The organism is Agathobacter sp. (genome assembly GCF_977054825.1).
This window is the reverse complement of sequence record NZ_CDRTEH010000011.1, coordinates 1-18,939: the sequence shown is the minus strand read 5'-3', so window position 1 is coordinate 18,939 and position 18,939 is coordinate 1. Positions and strand designations below refer to the sequence as shown.

Sequence of the window (18,939 nt, the reverse complement as noted above, 5' to 3'; positions counted from 1 at the left end):
CTCCTCGCCCCTGCGTCCTTGCAGGGGCGTTTCTGTGCTTTGTGGCATAATTTCTACAGTTTCTAACCCACTGCGCTATTCACACACGTGATAGTACGTGTGCCACCGCGGTGCCCGCGGCAGCGCCCCTTACGCTGTGAAAGTATGTGCATTATTTCGCGGCATCGCCTCTTACGTTGTGGTGGAAATAATGACAGAATTGTGATAAACTAACTAATATGTAGTGCAAATTTTTATACATGAGGTCAGATTAGTGAAGGTTGAAGAGGTTATAAGCAGGGTTGCAGAGCTTTGCAGACAGTATGATGCGCAAAAGGTAATTTTATATGGTTCAAGAGCTAAAGGTACTGCATTGGAACGCAGTGATATTGATGTAGCGGTATCGGGAGTGAAGGATTTTGATGCACTTTCTGATGAAGTGGAGGATTTGCCTACCTTGTACAGTGTTGATTTACTGAATTTGGATACATGCAGGAATGACTTATTATTGGAGGATATCAGACAGTATGGACGCGAAATTTGAGAGACGTTTTAAATCTTTTGGTAATTCATTAGATGCGTTAGCTGAGGCCAGGCAGAGAGACCTTACAGATTCGTTTGTTTTGAGTGGGACAAGTGCTAAATTTAGCATTACTTTTGATTTATCGTGGAAGGTAATGAAAGATATTCTGGTACAATATTATTCGATAACAGGGTTTGTTACAGGTTCACCGCGTGAGGTGTTACGTGAATCATTTAAGGCAAAGCTGATTTCTGATGATGCGTGGATGGATATGCTTAAGGTCAGAAATGAACTCGCACATGACTATGATTGTGAGGTTGTAAGGACACATTGTAATACAATTGTTGAAACATATATTGATTTGTTTTATGATTTTGAGAATACAATAGATGAATTGTTGAAGGTTGAATAAATTTTACGCAGATATATCTAATGCACATAATTAACACAATATGGTAATAAAAATATAGAATTAAAGATAACGATGATAAATATAGAAGTTGAAATAAACGATAATTATATATGTGTATATGAGAGGCTTAATGACGATTGCATTAGGCTTCTTCATATGTATGGGAAAAATCCGGTGTGTGTAGTGCCGGATATGCTTGATGGCATGAGAGTGACAGAGCTTGCGGAGTATTGCTTTTCCTTCAAGAGCATGCCTGAAAAAATGAAAACAGAGCTTGGGATTGATGATATTCTGCGCCCTGATATGACGGAGCTGTGTGATGATTATATCGAGAGCATCATATTGCCGGACGGAATGAAAAAGATTGGCAGGCTGTGCTTTTACAATTGTTCAAGGCTGTCTGTGCTTGAACTGCCATCCGACATATGTGATGTGGATGGTGACGCTTTCATGAACTGCACGCAGCTTTCCATGCTTGTGATGAGAGGCTTACCGAGCGACAAGTCATGTCTTAAGCAGATTCTTTCTCAGATAAGCACGCTTGTGAGGGTTAGATGGGCAGATAGCAGTGGAAATGCGATTGCGCAGGCATGCTTTTTTGAGTACGACCAGACTTATGATGAGATTGGTCCTGCACATATTTTCAAGCTGAACATGAGTGGAGAGGGGTTTAGAGCCCGACAGGCTTTTATGAATCAGGTTTTTGTGTGGAAGCAGTATGATGAAATATTTTTAGAGGCACTGGCGCAGGAGAGTGAGGATGACCTTTTAGATATGGCTTTTTACAGGCTTATTTATGCGTATGAGCTTTCAAAAGAAGCGAGGCAGCAGTTTTTGGAGTATATTGTGAAGCATCTGAAAAGATTGTCAAAGCTTATTATTGAAAAACGTGACGCCCGGCTTCTTATGAGCTTTCTTAAGCTTACAGACGATGACGGAGGTTTTATAGCAAATGCTTCTGCTGTTACTGATATGATTGCACTTGCAGCACAGGATGAATGGAGTGAGGGCAGTGTGATTTTGCACAGGTTTAAGAAAGAAAATCTGGCGGTGTCCAGGAAGAGGCGGTTTGAGTTTTAAATTTAAGTGTAAATGCAAAGGCTATGTTATTGCTCAAAATTCTACTCCCTTTTTACAAATGTGTGTCTAATGCATAAACCTTTATAATTATTCGCTTTTGCCATTTTTATACATTTTCTATTCATTTTTTCATAATGGGAAGCTTATTTTTCACTAAGTTGTCGTGCAATTTATTAGAATGAGATTTTTGAAAGAGCCAGCACCTTGAATGGGCTGGCTCTTTCAATGTCACCTGTAATTGAAAAACTGGAAGTTTCTTAATTCTGCATCTCTGGTTTTTTCTTTTTCCAATTAATCAGTAGACCAATCGTGGAAATAACAAAAATTAATGCCGATGTTAAAGAAATAATTCCATCAGTAACCACAAATATGATAAACGTGGCTAATGGAATATAATTAAGAATACTTTTCAAAATTTTCATGTCCAACCCTCCATTAGATTTCATAATAAATTTTTTCTTTATTTTACCACATAACAAAGAGGATTGGTAGGTTATTTTCTTTCTTTGATGACTGTATTAATGCAATTATGCTTGGAACAAGTTTTCTTTTACCAAACTATTTGCAGGTGGCACTTTTATGTGAGTTCATGCTTGTAGGATATTTATTTTTAAAGAAAATTAATAAAAATAAAGTGGAAAGCTTAAGTTAAGGAGGTATAAACCATGACAAAAAATTGGCACCGGAGTATATTAAGGAAAATGCCGAGCTGTCCCCAAAGAAAGGAATTTTTGCATATGCATTTACCAGTCGTGATATTACTGGAAAATCAGTAGAAGATATGGTATATGAGGCACAGAGAAAAGTTATTTTGGATCTGGCAGAAAAAGAACCATGCGTGATTATTGGGAGAAATGCTGATTATATTTTGAAAGACAGGGATGATGTATTGAATGTGTATAGTGTAATCAATTGTTTGTGCATTACATTTTATTGAGAAAATAAGGTTACTATAGTATAATAAATTCCGAAAATATAGTAGTAGAATAAAACTCGCACCATTTGTGCGAGAAATGGAGAAGTGTATGGGGAAAGGAGGCTGCTTCATGAAAAAACATGTCCAGACGGATTCAGAGTGGCAGGAGGAAATGTCACAGAAAATAATAGATGAAATACAGTGTGAGCTCTATCTCGACATGCCCTTTATGAAGCTTGCGCTCTCGGCTCTTTCACCAAAAGCCAACGAGCAGCTTTACTCCATGGCAACTGACGGTACATATATTTATTACAATCCCATCAGGCTGATTGATATATTTAAGAAAAATGGCATGTATCTGAACCGGGCTTATCTGCACAGTGTGCTGCACTGTCTGTTTTTTCACCTGTGGACCAGAGGTGAGCGGGATGAATTCCTGTGGAATACAGCATGTGATATAATGGTTGAGTATACGATTGATACAATGGAAAAGAAAAGCACAAAGCGTATCCTAAGCTATATAAGAAAAACCACGTATGAGAGGCTTAAAAAAGAGCATATCGTGATTGCACCGGGAGCCTTGTACGCGTGGCTATGCAAGCAGTATGCAGAAATAAAGGCTGAAGAAATCACTGATACAGATGAGATTGCAAACACAAATGATAAAAACGAGCTTGTACTTCTGGCACGGGAATTTTACACAGATGACCATGCCTTGTGGCCGCAGGAGAAAAACGACAATGCTATGCCACTAAGCTCATCCGAGGCACAAAAGCAGTGGCAGAAAATATCCAGACAGACACGCATGGAGAAAAGCCATTCAAAGGACAGCGAATCCGAGGGCGAGCAGGTAATGATGAGGGAGCTGTCTGCGAAAAGAAGCAGACGAAGCTACAAGGAGTTTCTGCGCAGGTTTGCGGTGCTTCGTGAGGAGGTGCACGCAGATTACGATGCGTTTGATATGGGATATTACGCGTATGGACTTTCGCTCTATGGCAATATGCCGCTCATTGAGCCGCTTGAGACGAGGGAGACATACAAGATAAGGGATTTTGTCATAGTGCTTGATACGAGCTATTCTGTGAGCGGGGAGCTGGTGGAGCACTTTTTGCAGGAGACATTTACGATTCTCACGGAGTCGGACAGCTTTTTTGTCAGGAATAAAATACGCATCATACAGTGTGATGACAGCGTAAAGACGGACGAGGAAATTACAGATGAAAAGCAGATTAAGCCGCTTTTAAACAAGTTTACGCTCGTAGGAGGCGGAGGCACGGATTTCAGACCGGCATTTTCGTATGTGAGAGAGCTTCTGGACAAGGGTGAGCTTAAGAACATGTGCGGACTTATATATTTTACTGATGGCAAGGGGATTTTCCCGGCAAAGTGTCCGCCGTACAAGTGTGCATTTGTGTCGGTTGGTGCGTATGAGGGCAATGAGGTGCCGCCATGGGCGATGCAGGTGGAGCTGGAGGAAACATTATGAATATAAAACAGGCAAAAAACGAAGTAAAAAATACAGTGAAAGCATACCTGTCAAAGGATGCACACGGAGAGTATGCGATACCGCAGATCAGGCAGAGGCCGATGCTTTTAATCGGACCGCCCGGCGTAGGCAAGACACAGATTATGGAGCAGATTGCAAGAGAGTGCAAAATAGGTCTTGTGGCGTATACCATCACACATCACACGCGCCAGTCGGCGGTAGGACTGCCGTTTATAAAGGAGCGTGAGTATGACGGAAAGAGCTATTCCGTCACGGAATACACGATGAGCGAGATTATAGCCAGCGTTTATGAAAAGATGGAAGCAACAGGGCTTAAGGAGGGCATACTTTTTATTGATGAGATAAACTGCGTGTCCGAGACACTTGCGCCAACGATGCTTCAGTTTTTGCAGTGCAAGACCTTTGGCAATCAGGCTGTTCCAAAGGGCTGGGTGATTGTTGCGGCAGGCAATCCGCCTGAGTACAATAAATCAGTGCGCGATTTTGATATGGTCACACTCGACCGTGTCAGATATATATCGATAGAAGCTGACTATCAGGTGTGGAAGGAATATGCCAGAAATGTGCATATCCATGATGCACTTTTAAGCTATCTGGAGCTTCATCCAAACAATTTTTATAAGGTGGAAACAGACGTGGACGGCATGAATTTCGTCACGGCAAGAGGCTGGGAGGATTTAAGCAGCCTGCTTAAGGTGTATGAGGCGGGAGAGCTTGCAGTCACGGAGGACGTAATAGGTGAGTTTATCCATCATCCAGATATAGCAGAGGATGTGTACGCATATCTGGAAATCTACAGGAAATACAATGAGGATTACGGTATAAGCGATATACTTTCCGGAAACGTGAAAAAGTCAGTGTATAAGCGTGTGTTTGATGCTGATTTCGATGAGAGAATCACTGTGGTAAATCTGCTTTTAAGCGGACTGACGGTTGTTTTTTCGGATGTGGCCAGAGAGCGGAAAATGGTGCAGCTATGGTATGAGTTTTTGAAGGAATACAGAAAGTCACAAAGCAGCCTTGAGGAGCAGCAGGCGCTGTACAACAGTGCTGTGGAGCAGTTTTCAAGGAATATGGAGATATTGAAGGAGAGCTCTCTTATTTTGCCAAGGGAGTATTACATCAGACAGGATGTCTTAAAGCATATCAAGGGTGATTTTGATACGGTGATGGATGATTTCACCGAAGAATCTGAGAAGCTTTCGACGATGGAGGATGCGGCAGGAGAGAAGCTAAACCATGCATTTGATTTTGTGGAGGATGTATTCTCAGACGGACAGGAGATGCTTGTCTTTGTGACAGAGCTGACAATTACACCGGAAATCAGCAGCTTTTTAGCTGAGAATGAATGTGAAAAATACGATATCTACAATGAAAAGCTCATGGTTGGAAGCAACAGGACTAAGCTTTTAAAGGAGCTTGAGAGATAAATCCTGTTGATGCATGCAGGAATATTTGAAGGAATTATCTATGATTTATATATTTAGCGCTTTTTACGCTGAGGCAAAAAATATAATAGACCACTACGGCTTAAAAAAGGAAAAAAGCCCTGAAACGGTCAGATTTGACGTGTTTGCAAATGATAGTATCAGGCTTGTGATTACAGGTGTCGGAGAAATCAATGCGGCAGCAGCGGTTTCAAATATCGGTGGTGCTTATGGGATTTCACCGGATGATGAGATTTTGAATGTGGGGTGTGGCGCCGGTTTTGGCAATGAGACCTGTTTAGGCAGTATATTTCTTGGAAACAAGCTCACTGAGCAGATGACGGGGCGTACATTTTACCCCGATATGCTGATGAAAACAAATCTTATGGAGTGTGAAATAGTAACGGTCATAAGGGTGCTCAATGAAGGGAGCGATTCGGTTGTATATGATATGGAGGCAGCCGCCGTATATCAGGCAGCAGCGTTTTTCGTGGGGCCGCACCGTATGCATTTTATAAAGCTTGTTTCAGATGCCGGAGAGAGAATAGACCAGTCGAAAATTACAGGGCTTTTTGCTTTGCAGGAAGAAAAAATATGCGGCTACATTGATACGCTTTTAAGTGCATGCGCTGATAAGGCTTCGATAGATGAGAATGCTAAAGGCAAAAATACTGTAGCTAAATCCGCTTGGAATATGGACAGGCTGATTAGCGATATGCGCTGTTCCAAGGTAATGGGAGATCAGCTGGCACAGCTTATAAAGTATTGCAGACTAAGTGGTATAGATTATAAAGCTGTTCTGGATGAGTACTATACAAAGGGCATGCTGCCGTGTGAGAGCAAGCGTGAGGGAAAGAAATGTCTGTTTGAATTGAAACAGAGATTATTGTAAGAAGGAAATGTCAAATGTGCCAATACAATAAAATGTTTTCACATGTATATGTGGAAAAAGGCGTGGCAAAGCACCCACGTACAAAGCAGATTTTAGAAAAGCTGAATAATACAACAGTCATAGAAATTGACCACTACAAGGATGTTTTCTGCCGCAAAAAGCAGAGTATTTCTGCTCAAAGCAATGCCAAGGCGCTCATTCTGGCAGAGAATACAAGCGGCTGTATATATGAAGGTGCACCGGTGTGCCAGAGCTTTGGAAATGAGAATTTCTACTATTGCTCATGCATGATGAACTGCATATTTGACTGCGAATACTGCTATTTAAAGGGCATGTATCCGTCAGGTAATCTTGTGATGTTTGTAAATCTGGAGGATATTTTTGCAGAGCTTGAGTGTCTTTTAGCGAAAAAAAGCATATACCTTTGTGTGTCATATGATGCAGACCTTGTGGCCATTGAGTCGCTTGGCGGCTTTGTGAGGGAATGGATTGCTTTTACAAAAAAGCATGATAATCTTACAATTGAAATCCGCACCAAGAGTGGCAGATGTGATTTGTGGAGCGATTACGAAGCCTGTGACAGAGTAATTATTGCCTATACAGTTTCTCATCAAAGGGTTGCAGCAGAGTATGAGCATTTTGCGTCGATACCGGCGGAGCGGATTTGGGCTGCAAAATGTGCCATGGACAGTGGATTTCCTGTGCGGCTGTGCTTTGATCCGATGATATATTGCAAGGACTGGCGAATGGAGTACAGCACGCTGGTTGATGACGTGTTTTCACAGATAGATGGCTCTAAGCTTTGGGATGTGAGTATCGGAAGCTTCCGCATATCGCAGGACTATCTGAAAAAAATGCGAAAGGATATGCCTCATAGCGCTGTGGTGAATTTTCCATACGACAACGTGAATGGGTATTACCAGTATCCGGAGAACATACGAAATGATATGGAAGAGTTTATGATAAAGGCTGTCTCAAAATATGTGGATAATGACAGGATATTTATGTGGAAGTGATAATTAGGAGGAGCAATCAGATGAAAAAGGCAATTGTAACCGGGGCGTCATCCGGCATCGGAAAAGCTATATGCGGGCAGCTTGCTGCAAACGGCTGGCTGGTTTATGGAATAGGAAGAAGCTTCAACCAAAGTGATTATACCGCAGGGACAGAGCATATAGTATGCGATATTACCGATACTGCAAAGCTTACCAAAACAATAAAAGAAATTAATAAAAATCATGACATATCCCTCCTTATAAATAATGCAGGAGTCGGCTTTTACGCTCTTCACGAGGAGCTTAATCCTGTAAAAATATCACAGATGGTGAGGACAAATCTTGAGGCGCCGATGATTATCACAAATCTGCTGCTTCGCGATTTAAAGAAAAACAAAGGAACGATAATAAATATCTCATCAATCACTGCCGAGAAGACGAATCCGCACGGCTGTGCCTACGGTGCCACAAAGGCGGGGCTTACGAGCTTTTCCCACAGCCTGTTTGAGGAGGCGAGAAAGTACGGTGTGCGCGTGGTAAATATTGAGCCTGATATGACCGACACCAAGCTGTACAGGAATGCTGATTTTACAGTGGATGAAAATGAAGCCGCAAGGCTGCAGCCGAATGAGGTTGCAGACGCAGTGCTTTATGTTTTAGAGCAAAGAGAAGGCCTTGTGATGACAGATATCACCATAAGGCCACAGCTTCACAGAATTGCAAGAAAGTAAAGTGTTTATATTTTAAAAAGCATCAAATGCCATTCGAACGATTGACTGATAGTCATTAAGCGTCTGGCATTTTTTTATTTTCTTCCAGAGCTTCTCAGAGTCAGGGAACAGCCCATGCATATATGCCCAGATTTCCTTCATGCGGAAAATGGCATCCTTTTCACCGGAAAAGATAGACAGATAACCGGATAAAATCTCATCGTGCCAATTCTTTAAGCGCTCGCGAAGCTCAGCTTTATCCATGCGGACACCGGTAAGCTCTGCAATAAGAGCAGGATTAGCAAACAGTCCGCGGCCTACCATGATTTCATCAATATCAGGGAAGCGGTCGGTTAGTGCTTTAAAACTACCGGTATCAGTGATATCTCTGTTGTAGCAGAGTATGGTTTTATCAGGATTTATCTTCTGCACGGCGAGGGCAAAATCATCCAGGCGAGGTGTATTTTTATAAAAATCCTTCTGGACTCTCGGATGCACGGTAAGCTCACTTATCGGATATTTACTGTATATTTCGATAAGCTCGGGCCAGAGCTCATCATCGTTAAAGCCCACGCGGGTTTTTATCGAAACAGGAAAATCGGCCTTTGTATACAGCTCATCGAGAAAGCTATCCAGCATATCAGGATATGCGAGTATGCCGGAGCCTCGCTTCTTGGATACGACGGTGCCTGACGGACAGCCGAGATTTACGTTTATCTCATCATATCCGTAAGGTGCAAGCTGCCTGTGCAGGTCAATGACCTCGTCTGCCACTATAGACATGGCCTGCGGAATGAGAGTAATCCCATCATTGTTTACCGGGTCTATATCTCGTTTTATCTTGGCATTCATGCGCTTTGCGGCAGGAATGAACGGTGTGTAGTATTTGTCTATGTAGTCAAAATGGTGGTGAAAAGCGTTTCTTACTATATATCCGGTCAGCCCCTGCATCGGTGCGAGAAAAAATTTCATGTGATTGTGAATCTCCTCATTTATGATTAATCAGATTACTACATGCTACGCATTCCCGTAATCTGACTCTAACTTTTGATCCTTTAATCATAATATTGGAAAAAGCTTGAAATGTAAACCCCCATAACGTGAAAAGAAGCCGAGGGAAGCGGCTTCTTTTCGAGGAGTTTAGTTTATGAAAAAATGTTTAAAAAAGGGAATTTGTAAAGGTGTATCTCCTTTACGAGTAATACTATACTAAATAAATTTGTCCAAATTGTGTCCTTAATCGAAAAGAATAATAAAAAACTTAAATTATTTATGAAGAAAAAAGCTAAAAAAATCATTTGAATTTGCACATTGTATATATTGAAAAAAAACTTATAATTAGATACAATAGACAGTAAACGGGTAATTGTATCGGTTGAATATATATGATTAGGGAGCAGATAATATGAGTTATGCAGATAAGGTTTTTGTAGCGATGTGTCAGGATATTCTGGAAAATGGCACAAGCACTGAGGGAGAACTGGTGCGTCCACACTGGGAGGACGGCACGAGCGCCTATACAATAAAGAGATTCGGTGTCGTCAACAGATATGATTTGTCTAAGGAGTTTCCGGCTATCACTTTAAGAAAAACATATATAAAGAGTGCTACGGATGAGCTGCTTTGGATATGGCAGAAGAAATCCAACAATATCCATGATTTAAAAAGCCATGTGTGGGATGAGTGGGCAGATGAGGATGGCTCAATCGGCAAGGCATACGGCTATCAGCTTGGTGTAAAGCATCAGTATAAGGAAGGCATGATGGATCAGGTGGACAGAGTCATCTATGATTTGAAGCATACACCTTTTTCCAGAAGAATACTTACCAATATATATGTGCATCAGGATCTGCATGAGATGAATCTGTATCCGTGCGCATACAGCATGACCTTCAACGTGACACAGAAAAAGGGTGATGACAGGCTCACATTAAACGGTATCTTGAACCAGCGATCACAGGATGTGCTTGCGGCAAACAACTGGAATGTATGCCAGTATGCGGTGCTTATGCATATGCTGGCGCAGGTGTGTGACATGAGAGTCGGAGAGCTGGTGCATGTGATTGCAGATGCACACATTTACGACAGGCATGTGCCAATCGTTAAGGAGCTGATTGAGAGACCACAGTACGATGCTCCAAAGTTCTGGCTCAATCCTGATATAAAGGATTTCTATCAGTTTACGACGGATGATATCAAGATAACAGACTATGTGACAGGTGAGCAGATTAAGGATATACCTATTGCAGTCTAAAGAACGTGGATATGAAGCAAGTATAAGAAGCAAGTAATAGAAGGCTATTGTTCACCTGTCAGTGTGAACAGCAACGATTACAACAGGGAGAAAATCATGAATTTAATAGCAGCAGTTGATAATAACTGGGCAATTGGAAAAAACAACCAGTTGCTCGTTCGAATACCTATGGATCAGAAGTTTTTCCGCGAGATGACTACGGGAAAGGTTGTAGTCATGGGCAGAAAGACACTTGAGAGCTTTCCAAACAGCAGACCACTTAAGAATAGAACCAACATAGTGCTCACACACAACCCATCCTATGAGGTGGAGGGCGCTGTCGTGGTTCACTCACTTGACGAGCTTCACAAGGAGCTTGAAAAATACAATTCAGAGGATATTTATATCATTGGTGGACAGAAAATCTATGAGCAGCTCGTGGATGAATGCGATGTAGCCCACATCACAAAGGTGGACTTCGAGTATGATGCGGATGCATATTTCCCAAATCTTGATGAGAAGCCTGAGTGGCAGATTACAGGAGACAGCGAAGAGCAGACATACTTTGATTTGGAGTTTTATTTCCTTCGATATGAGAAAGTAAAATAAACTATTAAATATAGAAACGAGGATGACAGCAGTATGGACATCACAGGAAGAAAATTATTTGTAAAAGCATTGGAGGAGGAAGGCGTAGATACTATTTTCGCCTATCCGGGAGGAACAGTTACAGATTTATTCGATGAGTTATACAAGACTAATTCAATCAATCTGGTTCTGCCGAGACATGAGCAGGGCCTGATTCATGAGGCTGAGGGCTATGCCAAGTCTACAGGAAAGGTCGGAGTCTGCCTTGTGACAAGCGGCCCCGGTGCTACCAACACAGTTACAGGTCTTGCAGATGCGCATTACGACAATGTCCCGCTTGTTTGCTTTACGGGACAGGTACCGCTTCCGCTCATAGGAAATGATGCCTTTCAGGAAGTGGATATAGTCGGAATCACCAGAAATATCACAAAATATTCTGTTACAGTCCGTGACAGAAATGACCTTGGAAAAATTATAAAGATGGCATTTCATATTGCAAGGACCGGAAAGCCGGGCCCTGTACTGATTGATTTGCCAAAGGATATCCAGACCTCATCAGGTCCTGCAGAGTATCCGGACAAGGTGGAAATCAGAGGCTACCGTGTAAATGATACAGTACATGTCGGACAGCTTAAGCGTGCCTACAAGATGTTAAGGAGTGCCAAAAAGCCGCTTATCCTTGCCGGAGGCGGTATAAATGTTGCAAGAGCCAACGAAAACCTGCGCCGTTTTGCGGAGGCAGAGAATGTGCCTGTTGTCACCACAATAATGGGTAAGGGCGCTATACCGACCACTCATCCGCTTTATGTGGGTAACTGCGGTATGCACGGTAAATATGCGGCAAACAAGGCAGTCAGTGAGTGTGATTTACTTTTTTCAATAGGTACACGATTTAACGACAGAATAACAGGTGACTTAAACGAGTTCGCGCCAAAGGCCAAGATAGTACATATTGATGTGGATACTGCATCTATTTCACGAAATGTCGTGGTTGATGTGCCTATCGTTGCCGATGCCAATGTGGCACTTGACAAGTTAAACGAGTGGGCCGAGCCGAAAAAGACTGCTGAGTGGCAGAAGCAGATTAAGGCATGGGATGAGGAAAATCCTCTTGGCATGAGAAGAGACAAGGGCATGACACCTCAGATGATTATGGAGCATATCAATAAAAACTATAAGGATGCAATCTACGTTACAGATGTAGGTCAGCATCAGATGTGGGCTACACAGTACTTAGAGCTTGACAATAGCAGCCAGCTTCTTACATCGGGAGGTCTTGGAACCATGGGCTTTGGTCTTCCGGCGGCAATAGGTGCCAAGATTGCAAATCCTGACAAGGATGTTGTATGCATAAGCGGTGACGGCGGACTTCAGATGAATATACAGGAGCTTGCCACCTCAGTTGTACAGGGAGCGGGAGTGACCATCTGCGTGCTCAACAACTACTACCTTGGCATGGTGCGCCAGATGCAGCAGCTTTTCTATGGCAAGCGATATTCTGCAACCTGTCTTCGCAGAAGAAAGGGCTGCCCTGATGAGTGCAAGGGACCAAACGAGGCATGTCCGCCATACACACCGGATTTCATCAAGCTTGTTGAAAGCTATGGTGGACACGGAATCCGTGTGGAAAAGGAAGAGGATATCGATGCAGCCTTTGCAGAGGCAAAGAAATACAAGGATGTACCTGTAATTATTGAGTTTATGATTGCTACGGATGAGATTGTTCTTCCAATGGTCAAGAGCGGAAATCCTATGAGCGAAATGATTTTAAAGTAGGAGGTGCATAAGATGAACAATATTGAAATGAAAAACAGATGGATTGCACTTTATGTGGAGAATGAGGTCGGTGTTTTAGCAAAGGTTTCAGGACTTTTCTCCGCAAAATCCTACAATTTACAGTCTCTTACGGTTGGAACAACAGAGGATGAGACTATTTCCAGAATGACTATTTGTGTTACAAGCGATGATATTACCTTTGAGCAGATAAAAAAGCAGCTCAACAGAATGGTCGAGGTCATCAAGGTGATTGACCTGACTGATGTGCCTCTGCATATGAAGGAAATCCTCTATGTCAGGGTATCAAAGCTCACCCGCGAGGAAATCACCGATGTATTCCAGACAGCGCAGGTTTTTAATATTGACGTGGTGGACAAGAATGCCGACAGCGTGATCTTAGAGAGCAAGCTCACAGAGCACCGCAATGATGATCTTATTGCACTGCTCAAATCACAGTATAAGCATATATCGGTTGTGCGCGGTGGTGCCGTGGCAATCGAAGCTATGAGCACCGGCTGCCGCTAGATTATATATGGACTTTTGTGACAGTAATAGGCTGGATAATTAGTATGTGTTGTTGCACAATGGTTGAATTTGTGTAATATTACCATAGAGTAAGGGACGAGAAGAACCCTAATATGTATTTATAAGCGCTTACGAAGTGACTTAGATATTGTTAGAATTATGCCATGAAACACAGAAATGCCCTGCCATGGAAGGCAGGGCAAGGCGTTATGCACCATGGACGGCGCATAAAAGCCGGTTTCGTCAAGCATAGAAAACCCTAAAGCATAATTCTTACAATGTCTTAGTCACGTAGTTTTAAGCGCATAAATATATGTTAGGGTTCTTCTCGTCCCGTAGTCATTTACGCAAAGCATATATCTAGCGAGCCGCAACCTCAATAATCTCACCAACATACATAGTGTGCATATCGTGATCACCGTACCATTGATGCATAATGGCTTTATCAGTAAATGAAGCCTCGTCAACAGGCACAGCAGCCATCTTGCGGCAGAGGAATACGAGATTTGCCTCGTCCGGATATGGGATGCCATGGCGTGTGGCAGGAGTCAGACCGGCCTTTGACCATTTGTCTTCGCCACGTCCAGAGTGAGCACCACAGTATTTTAAGGCATCGCGGTATTTCTCGCTTAGGAAAGAAAGTGAGAAAAACTCACCATTGTCTATGAAATCCTTAGTGTATCTGGATTCCCTGATGAAAATAAATACGACATTTTTGCCCCAGAGGACACCGGTTCCACCCCATGAAACAGTCATGGTGTTTGATTTTTCCTTGTCACCGGCTGTCACGAGAGCCCACTCCTTGCTAAGCTTGGTGAATGGATTGATATCGAGCATGTCGATGGGATATGGTTGAAATGTATGCATAATTTCCTCCTGAATATTAATAAAATTGACAAAAGCTGCTAAGTGACATATAATACACTTAGTAAGGCAGTCGGTAGGTGAGTGCACTTCACCTGATCCGGCAAATTAAGTTAATAAGTTATCGTAAGAGATAGCCGTTCCCAGACTTTACCAGAGGCAGGACGGCTATTTCTTATGTTTTATGTGCATAAAATCATCCTTTCCGTAAGACTCGGATCAGATGAGAGCACGTCCCCCAACCACCTTAGTAAGTGTATTGCACGCAGTGCAAGTCAGAAAAATCAGAGATTTTCCTGACTGTACGGGCAGTCGCCCTATCAAATTAAAAATATATAAAAAGTGCTCAGCAAGCTGGCCTTTTTATATATTTTCAATTTGGCACTGCTCGTTGCCTACGCTCATTATATCATATGCGCCGAACTTTGTGCATATTATTGTAAAAAGATATTAAGGTAATAATATTCATGAAAAATCTGCACATTTTACAACAGGAGTCCATTGATGAGGGGCGGCTTCAGGTGAGAGTACGACAGAAAAACATGGGGACGCCGGTTGCGGATGCAAGGGTAGCAGTCAGCTATTCCGGGGATCCGCAGGGGAGGATAGAGGAGACTGATACCAATGAATCGGGAAGCATAGAGGCAGTTGAGATTGCCACTCCGCCACTTGAGTATTCTATGTCGCCCAGTGAGTCACAGCCGTATTCTGAGGTGACGGTGACTGTTTCAGCTAACGGATACAGAAATATCACGGTTTCGGGCGTTGAGGTGATGCCAGACAGACTTTCCATACAGGATATTGAGCTGGAAGCACTTGATGCACCGGGAAATGCTGTGGACAATATTGTTATTCCGGCACATACACTCTACGGTGATTATCCTGCCAAGATACCTGAGCCGGAGATTATACCGGTTGCTGAGACAGGTGAGATTGTACTTAACCGTGTGGTGATTCCGGAATATGTTATTGTGCATGATGGAGCGCCATCGGATTCCACTGCGGCAAATTATTATGTCAGATATAAGGACTACATCAAAAATGTCGCTTCCAGTGAGATATATGCGACCTGGCCTGATGCCACTATAAGGGCAAATGTGCTTGCAATTATGTCATTTACGTTAAACAGGATATATACGGAGTTTTATCGCGGAAAGGGCTATAATTTTAATATCACCTCATCCACGGCATATGACCACAAATTCATCTATGGCAGAAATATATATGACAATATCTCGCTGATAGTAAATGAAATGTTTGAAAACTATCTGTCGAGACCTAATGTGAAGCAGCCGATTCTGACGCAGTACTGTGACGGACAAAAGGTTTCCTGCCCGAGCTGGATGACACAGTGGGGCTCTAAAAGCCTTGGGGATCAGGGCTACAGTGCAATTGAGATACTCAGATATTTTTACGGCAGCAACATGTATATCAATACCGCGGAGGCTGTATCAGGAATCCCTGCGTCATGGCCGGGCTACAATATAGGCATAGGCTCGTCCGGACAGAATGTATACCAGATACAAAGGCAGCTCGCCCGCATCGCAAAGGCATATCCGGCAATTCCGTCTATTGTGCCGGATGGAATATACGGACCAAAGACAAAGGAAGCCGTGGAAAAATTTCAGGCTGTATTCGGCCTTCCGGTATCAGGCGTGGTGGACTACAGTACATGGTATGAGATATCAAATATATATGTAGCGGTGACACGTATTGCGGAGCTTGCTTAATTGGATTAAAGGTGCAAAACAGTGCTGGAAAGAGAAAAAACGATGTGATATTATATAAATTAAAAGTAACTATTCAGAACCCTATTTTTAGATAAAGAAAGAAAATTTTATGAACACAGAAACCCAAAATTACAAGATAATTGTGGCATACGACGGCACACGCTACAAGGGCTGGCAGGTGCAGAAATCCACAGATGATACAATACAGGGAAAGCTTCAGCATGTGCTTTTCACGCTGGCAGGAAAGCCGGTTGAGGTCATAGGCTCAGGACGCACGGATGCGGGAGTGCATGCGGTGGGGCAGGTGGCAAGCTTTCACATGCCGAAGCACTTTTCCAAGGAGGAGATATTTATATGGCTGAATGAGCATCTGCCGGCAGATATTGCGGTGACAGATATTTCAAATGTGCCTGACAGATTTCATGCCAGGTACAATGCCGTGTCAAAGACATATGTGTATACAATACACACCGGTATCGTGTCCGATGTGTTCAGGAGAAAATATGTATACGACTATGATAAGCCGCTTGACACAGACAGGATGAAAAAAGCAGCAGCATATCTTTTCGGAGAGCATGATTTTAAAGCCTTTTGTGGCAACAAACATATGAAAAAGTCAACGGTCAGGACGATTTTTTCTATAGATATAGAAAAAACAGGAGCCGATATTGTTATCAGCTACACCGGAGATGGATTTTTACAGAATATGATAAGAATCATCACAGGAACGCTTATCGAGGTGGGCGACGGAAGGAAAAATCCGGATGCTGTGATGGGAATTTTAGCTTCAAAGGATAGGGCACAGGCAGGCTACACAGCACCGGCGTGTGGGCTGCGCCTGGAAAGGGTAGATTATGGCAAAGTGGTATGTTAGTGCGAAGAAAGCTGATTTTGCGGCAATCGGAGCGAGGTTTGGAATAGACCAGGTGACGGCGCGGATAATCAGAAACAGAGGTGTGATAGGAGATGACGCGGTAAATGAATTTTTAAACGGCAAAATCTCAGACATTGCAGACCCGGCTCTTTTAAAGGATGGTCAAAGGCTGGTTGACATTCTTACACAAAAGATAGCTGACAAGGCCAAAATCAGGATAATCGGTGACTATGATATAGACGGAGTGATGTCTACATATATTCTTGTGAAGGCACTTAAAAGAGCAGGTGCGTGTGTGGACTATATGATTCCAGACAGAGTTAAGGATGGCTATGGTCTGAATGTGCACCTGATCGACAAGGCTTATGAGGATGGGATAGACACTGTGGTCACCTGTGACAACGGAATTGCAGCGATTAAGGAAATCGCCCATGCAAAGGAGCTTGGAATGACAGTTCTCGTAACAGACCACCATGCAGTGCCGTTTGATGATATAGAGGGTAAAAAGATTTACAAGGAAAGCAAAGCAGATGCCATTGTAAATCCGCATCAGATAGAGTGCAGCTATCCGTACAAGGAGCTTTGCGGAGCAGCGGTTGCCTGGAAAATCGTCATATTACTATATAGAAAAATCGGCATAGATGAGAAAGAGGCCATGGACTTTATAGAGAATGTGGCATTTGCAACAGTCGGTGATGTCATGCCGCTGACAGGTGAAAACCGTATACTCGTAAAGGCCGGCTTAAAGAGTATTCATCATACGACAAATATCGGCATGAAAGCCCTGCTGGAATGTTGTAATATAGAGGCTGAAAATGTAGATGCATATCATTTTGGATTTGTCCTTGGGCCATGTGTCAATGCGACCGGCCGTCTGGATACAGCCAAAAGAGCACTTGAGCTGTTTTTATGCGACAGGCAGGAGGATGCCATGTGCATCGCATCAGAGCTTGTAGCGCTCAATGATGACAGAAAGGAAATGACTGCAAAGGGTGTGGAAACCGCAGTTGAGATATATGAGAGGGACAATTACGAAAAAGACAGGGTGCTTGTCATATATCTGCCGGATGTGCATGAGAGCATAGCAGGAATCATAGCAGGCCGTATCAGGGAGAAATACAATAAGCCAACCTTTATACTCACAAAGAGTGAGGACGGTGTAAAGGGCTCAGGGCGCTCGATAGAGGAATACTCAATGTATGAGGAAATGTGCAAATGCAGTGAGCTGTTTACGAAGTTTGGAGGCCACCCGATGGCTGCAGGACTTTCACTGCCACAAGAAAATGTTGAGCCATTCCGTCAGAAAATAAATGAGTATGCGTCGCTTACTGACGATGACCTCGTGCCCAAAATACATATAGATGTGCCGATGCCGGTGGATTATGTATCAATGCGACTGGTGTCTGAGTTTTCAGTGCTGGCACCGTTTGGAAAGGACAATCCAAAGCCTGTTTTTGCGGATAAAAATCTACGTGTGAGCCGCATGTGGGTGGTTGGCAAAAACAACAATGTGCTTAGGCTTTCACTGATATCCTCATATGGCACGCCGATCAATGCAATTTATTTTGGTGATATAGAAAGCTTTTTTGACTATATCAGGCAAAGGTTTGGTGCGGACGCACTTGAAGCTGCACAAAGAGGAAGGTTCAATAATATAGTGCTGTCCGTAGTATATTCACCAAAGATAAATGTATTCAGGGAAAATGAGTCACTGCAGTTTGAAATACAGTATTATAAGTGATATTATATTCTAAAAAGGTAACCGCTAGAGGTAAAGGAGGAGAAAATAAGTAATTGAATATATTGTCAAATGTGATTAAATGTGTTTAAATATACTCAAAGGAGTAAATTATTATGAATACATCAAATATCACAAATTATAAGCCAAAAGATTTTGCTGAACTGTTA

18 protein-coding genes and 1 pseudogene are annotated in these 18,939 nt (G+C 42.7%); 16 read left to right on the top strand and 3 right to left on the bottom strand.

The features are described 5' to 3' along the window. The first annotated feature begins 253 nt into the window (after positions 1-253). From ACW6PM_RS09470 to ACW6PM_RS09460, 3 genes are all read left to right on the top strand, one after another. Complete coding sequence (locus ACW6PM_RS09470) at positions 254-523, top strand: nucleotidyltransferase family protein (protein ID WP_456057000.1); 270 nt, start codon at positions 254-256, stop codon at positions 521-523. Then, positions 507-914: an HI0074 family nucleotidyltransferase substrate-binding subunit gene (locus ACW6PM_RS09465; RefSeq protein WP_456056999.1), complete on the top strand. Its 408-nt coding sequence runs from the start codon at positions 507-509 to the stop codon at positions 912-914. Before ACW6PM_RS09470 ends, ACW6PM_RS09465 begins: the two co-directional genes overlap by 17 nt. A gap of 72 nt (positions 915-986) precedes the next feature. Continuing rightward, positions 987-1,994, top strand: a complete 1,008-nt coding sequence (locus tag ACW6PM_RS09460) for a leucine-rich repeat protein (protein ID WP_456056998.1) — start codon at positions 987-989, stop codon at positions 1,992-1,994. 257 nt (positions 1,995-2,251) lie between these two features. On the opposite strand, the gene ACW6PM_RS09455 is transcribed toward ACW6PM_RS09460, so the two are convergent. Next, entirely contained in the window at positions 2,252-2,416 is a 165-nt protein-coding gene (locus tag ACW6PM_RS09455) for a hypothetical protein (RefSeq protein WP_178047413.1), read from the bottom strand. 254 nt (positions 2,417-2,670) lie between these two features. Between ACW6PM_RS09455 and ACW6PM_RS09450 the strand changes: the two are divergent. From ACW6PM_RS09450 to ACW6PM_RS09425, 6 genes and pseudogenes are all read left to right on the top strand, one after another. Further along, a pseudogene (locus tag ACW6PM_RS09450) lies at positions 2,671-2,895 on the top strand (cytidylate kinase family protein); the annotation flags it as partial. 145 nt (positions 2,896-3,040) lie between these two features. Next, positions 3,041-4,396, top strand: coding sequence for a vWA domain-containing protein (locus ACW6PM_RS09445; protein ID WP_456056997.1), 1,356 nt, complete (start codon positions 3,041-3,043; stop codon positions 4,394-4,396). Next, the gene (locus tag ACW6PM_RS09440; RefSeq protein WP_456056996.1) at positions 4,360-5,847 is read left to right on the top strand and encodes an ATP-binding protein; all 1,488 of its coding nucleotides are present in this window, start codon (positions 4,360-4,362) and stop codon (positions 5,845-5,847) included. The genes ACW6PM_RS09445 and ACW6PM_RS09440 overlap by 37 nt, the downstream gene beginning before the upstream one ends. A 40-nt stretch (positions 5,848-5,887) precedes the next feature. After that, a complete protein-coding gene (locus ACW6PM_RS09435) occupies positions 5,888-6,736 on the top strand; it encodes a spore photoproduct (RefSeq protein ID WP_456056995.1) in 849 nt (282 codons plus the stop codon). 14 nt (positions 6,737-6,750) lie between these two features. Continuing rightward, the gene (locus tag ACW6PM_RS09430) at positions 6,751-7,752 is read left to right on the top strand and encodes a spore photoproduct lyase family protein (RefSeq protein WP_456056994.1); all 1,002 of its coding nucleotides are present in this window, start codon (positions 6,751-6,753) and stop codon (positions 7,750-7,752) included. A 20-nt stretch (positions 7,753-7,772) separates the two neighbouring features. Then, a complete protein-coding gene (locus ACW6PM_RS09425; protein WP_456056993.1) occupies positions 7,773-8,462 on the top strand; it encodes an SDR family oxidoreductase in 690 nt (229 codons plus the stop codon). 12 nt (positions 8,463-8,474) lie between these two features. Here the strand turns inward: ACW6PM_RS09425 and ACW6PM_RS09420 are convergent, their stop codons facing one another. Then, positions 8,475-9,413: a tRNA dihydrouridine synthase gene (locus tag ACW6PM_RS09420; RefSeq protein WP_456056992.1), complete on the bottom strand. Its 939-nt coding sequence runs from the start codon at positions 9,411-9,413 to the stop codon at positions 8,475-8,477. A 433-nt stretch (positions 9,414-9,846) separates the two neighbouring features. On the opposite strand from ACW6PM_RS09420, the gene thyA reads away from it, so the two are divergent. The 4 genes from thyA (at position 9,847) to ilvN (ending at position 13,563) form a co-directional block, all read left to right on the top strand. Then, positions 9,847-10,695, top strand: coding sequence for a thymidylate synthase (gene thyA, locus ACW6PM_RS09415; RefSeq protein ID WP_308657346.1), 849 nt, complete (start codon positions 9,847-9,849; stop codon positions 10,693-10,695). A gap of 96 nt (positions 10,696-10,791) precedes the next feature. Next, positions 10,792-11,283, top strand: a complete 492-nt coding sequence (locus ACW6PM_RS09410; RefSeq protein ID WP_012742108.1) for a dihydrofolate reductase — start codon at positions 10,792-10,794, stop codon at positions 11,281-11,283. 33 nt (positions 11,284-11,316) lie between these two features. Continuing rightward, positions 11,317-13,038, top strand: a complete 1,722-nt coding sequence (gene ilvB, locus ACW6PM_RS09405; protein ID WP_456056991.1) for a biosynthetic-type acetolactate synthase large subunit — start codon at positions 11,317-11,319, stop codon at positions 13,036-13,038. A gap of 27 nt (positions 13,039-13,065) precedes the next feature. Further along, positions 13,066-13,563 carry an acetolactate synthase small subunit gene (gene ilvN / locus ACW6PM_RS09400; protein WP_308651260.1) on the top strand — a complete coding sequence of 166 codons (498 nt, stop codon included), beginning with the start codon at positions 13,066-13,068 and terminating at the stop codon, positions 13,561-13,563. A 360-nt stretch (positions 13,564-13,923) separates the two neighbouring features. Here the strand turns inward: ilvN and ACW6PM_RS09395 are convergent, their stop codons facing one another. Then, positions 13,924-14,430 (bottom strand): flavin reductase family protein, encoded by a 507-nt coding sequence (locus tag ACW6PM_RS09395; RefSeq protein WP_308651245.1) that lies wholly within the window; start codon positions 14,428-14,430, stop codon positions 13,924-13,926. Between the two features lie 464 nt (positions 14,431-14,894). Between ACW6PM_RS09395 and ACW6PM_RS09390 the strand changes: the two genes are divergently transcribed. From ACW6PM_RS09390 to recJ, 3 genes are all read left to right on the top strand, one after another. Continuing rightward, positions 14,895-16,157 carry a peptidoglycan-binding protein gene (locus ACW6PM_RS09390; protein ID WP_456056990.1) on the top strand — a complete coding sequence of 421 codons (1,263 nt, stop codon included), beginning with the start codon at positions 14,895-14,897 and terminating at the stop codon, positions 16,155-16,157. A gap of 109 nt (positions 16,158-16,266) precedes the next feature. Beyond that, a complete protein-coding gene (gene truA / locus ACW6PM_RS09385; protein WP_456056989.1) occupies positions 16,267-17,031 on the top strand; it encodes a tRNA pseudouridine(38-40) synthase TruA in 765 nt (254 codons plus the stop codon). Further along, a complete protein-coding gene (recJ, locus tag ACW6PM_RS09380; protein WP_456056988.1) occupies positions 17,012-18,772 on the top strand; it encodes a single-stranded-DNA-specific exonuclease RecJ in 1,761 nt (586 codons plus the stop codon). Before truA ends, recJ begins: the two co-directional genes overlap by 20 nt. Positions 18,773-18,939 lie beyond the last annotated feature (167 nt).

What these genes read in the sequence shown, in the direction of transcription:
- ACW6PM_RS09455 (WP_178047413.1), bottom strand. Translation starts at nt 2,416, where the DNA reads ATGAAAATTTTGAAAAGTATTCTTAATTATATTCCATTAGCCACGTTT.
- ACW6PM_RS09425 (WP_456056993.1), top strand. Translation starts at nt 7,773, where the DNA reads ATGAAAAAGGCAATTGTAACCGGGGCGTCATCCGGCATCGGAAAAGCT.
- ACW6PM_RS09465 (WP_456056999.1), top strand. Translation starts at nt 507, where the DNA reads ATGGACGCGAAATTTGAGAGACGTTTTAAATCTTTTGGTAATTCATTA.
- ACW6PM_RS09395 (WP_308651245.1), bottom strand. Translation starts at nt 14,430, where the DNA reads ATGCATACATTTCAACCATATCCCATCGACATGCTCGATATCAATCCA.
- ilvN (WP_308651260.1), top strand. Translation starts at nt 13,066, where the DNA reads ATGAAAAACAGATGGATTGCACTTTATGTGGAGAATGAGGTCGGTGTT.
- truA (WP_456056989.1), top strand. Translation starts at nt 16,267, where the DNA reads ATGAACACAGAAACCCAAAATTACAAGATAATTGTGGCATACGACGGC.
- ACW6PM_RS09430 (WP_456056994.1), top strand. Translation starts at nt 6,751, where the DNA reads ATGTGCCAATACAATAAAATGTTTTCACATGTATATGTGGAAAAAGGC.
- ACW6PM_RS09435 (WP_456056995.1), top strand. Translation starts at nt 5,888, where the DNA reads ATGATTTATATATTTAGCGCTTTTTACGCTGAGGCAAAAAATATAATA.
- recJ (WP_456056988.1), top strand. Translation starts at nt 17,012, where the DNA reads ATGGCAAAGTGGTATGTTAGTGCGAAGAAAGCTGATTTTGCGGCAATC.
- ACW6PM_RS09440 (WP_456056996.1), top strand. Translation starts at nt 4,360, where the DNA reads ATGGGCGATGCAGGTGGAGCTGGAGGAAACATTATGAATATAAAACAG.
- ACW6PM_RS09390 (WP_456056990.1), top strand. Translation starts at nt 14,895, where the DNA reads ATGAAAAATCTGCACATTTTACAACAGGAGTCCATTGATGAGGGGCGG.
- ACW6PM_RS09460 (WP_456056998.1), top strand. Translation starts at nt 987, where the DNA reads ATGATAAATATAGAAGTTGAAATAAACGATAATTATATATGTGTATAT.
- ACW6PM_RS09410 (WP_012742108.1), top strand. Translation starts at nt 10,792, where the DNA reads ATGAATTTAATAGCAGCAGTTGATAATAACTGGGCAATTGGAAAAAAC.
- thyA (WP_308657346.1), top strand. Translation starts at nt 9,847, where the DNA reads ATGAGTTATGCAGATAAGGTTTTTGTAGCGATGTGTCAGGATATTCTG.
- ilvB (WP_456056991.1), top strand. Translation starts at nt 11,317, where the DNA reads ATGGACATCACAGGAAGAAAATTATTTGTAAAAGCATTGGAGGAGGAA.
- ACW6PM_RS09420 (WP_456056992.1), bottom strand. Translation starts at nt 9,413, where the DNA reads ATGAAATTTTTTCTCGCACCGATGCAGGGGCTGACCGGATATATAGTA.
- ACW6PM_RS09445 (WP_456056997.1), top strand. Translation starts at nt 3,041, where the DNA reads ATGAAAAAACATGTCCAGACGGATTCAGAGTGGCAGGAGGAAATGTCA.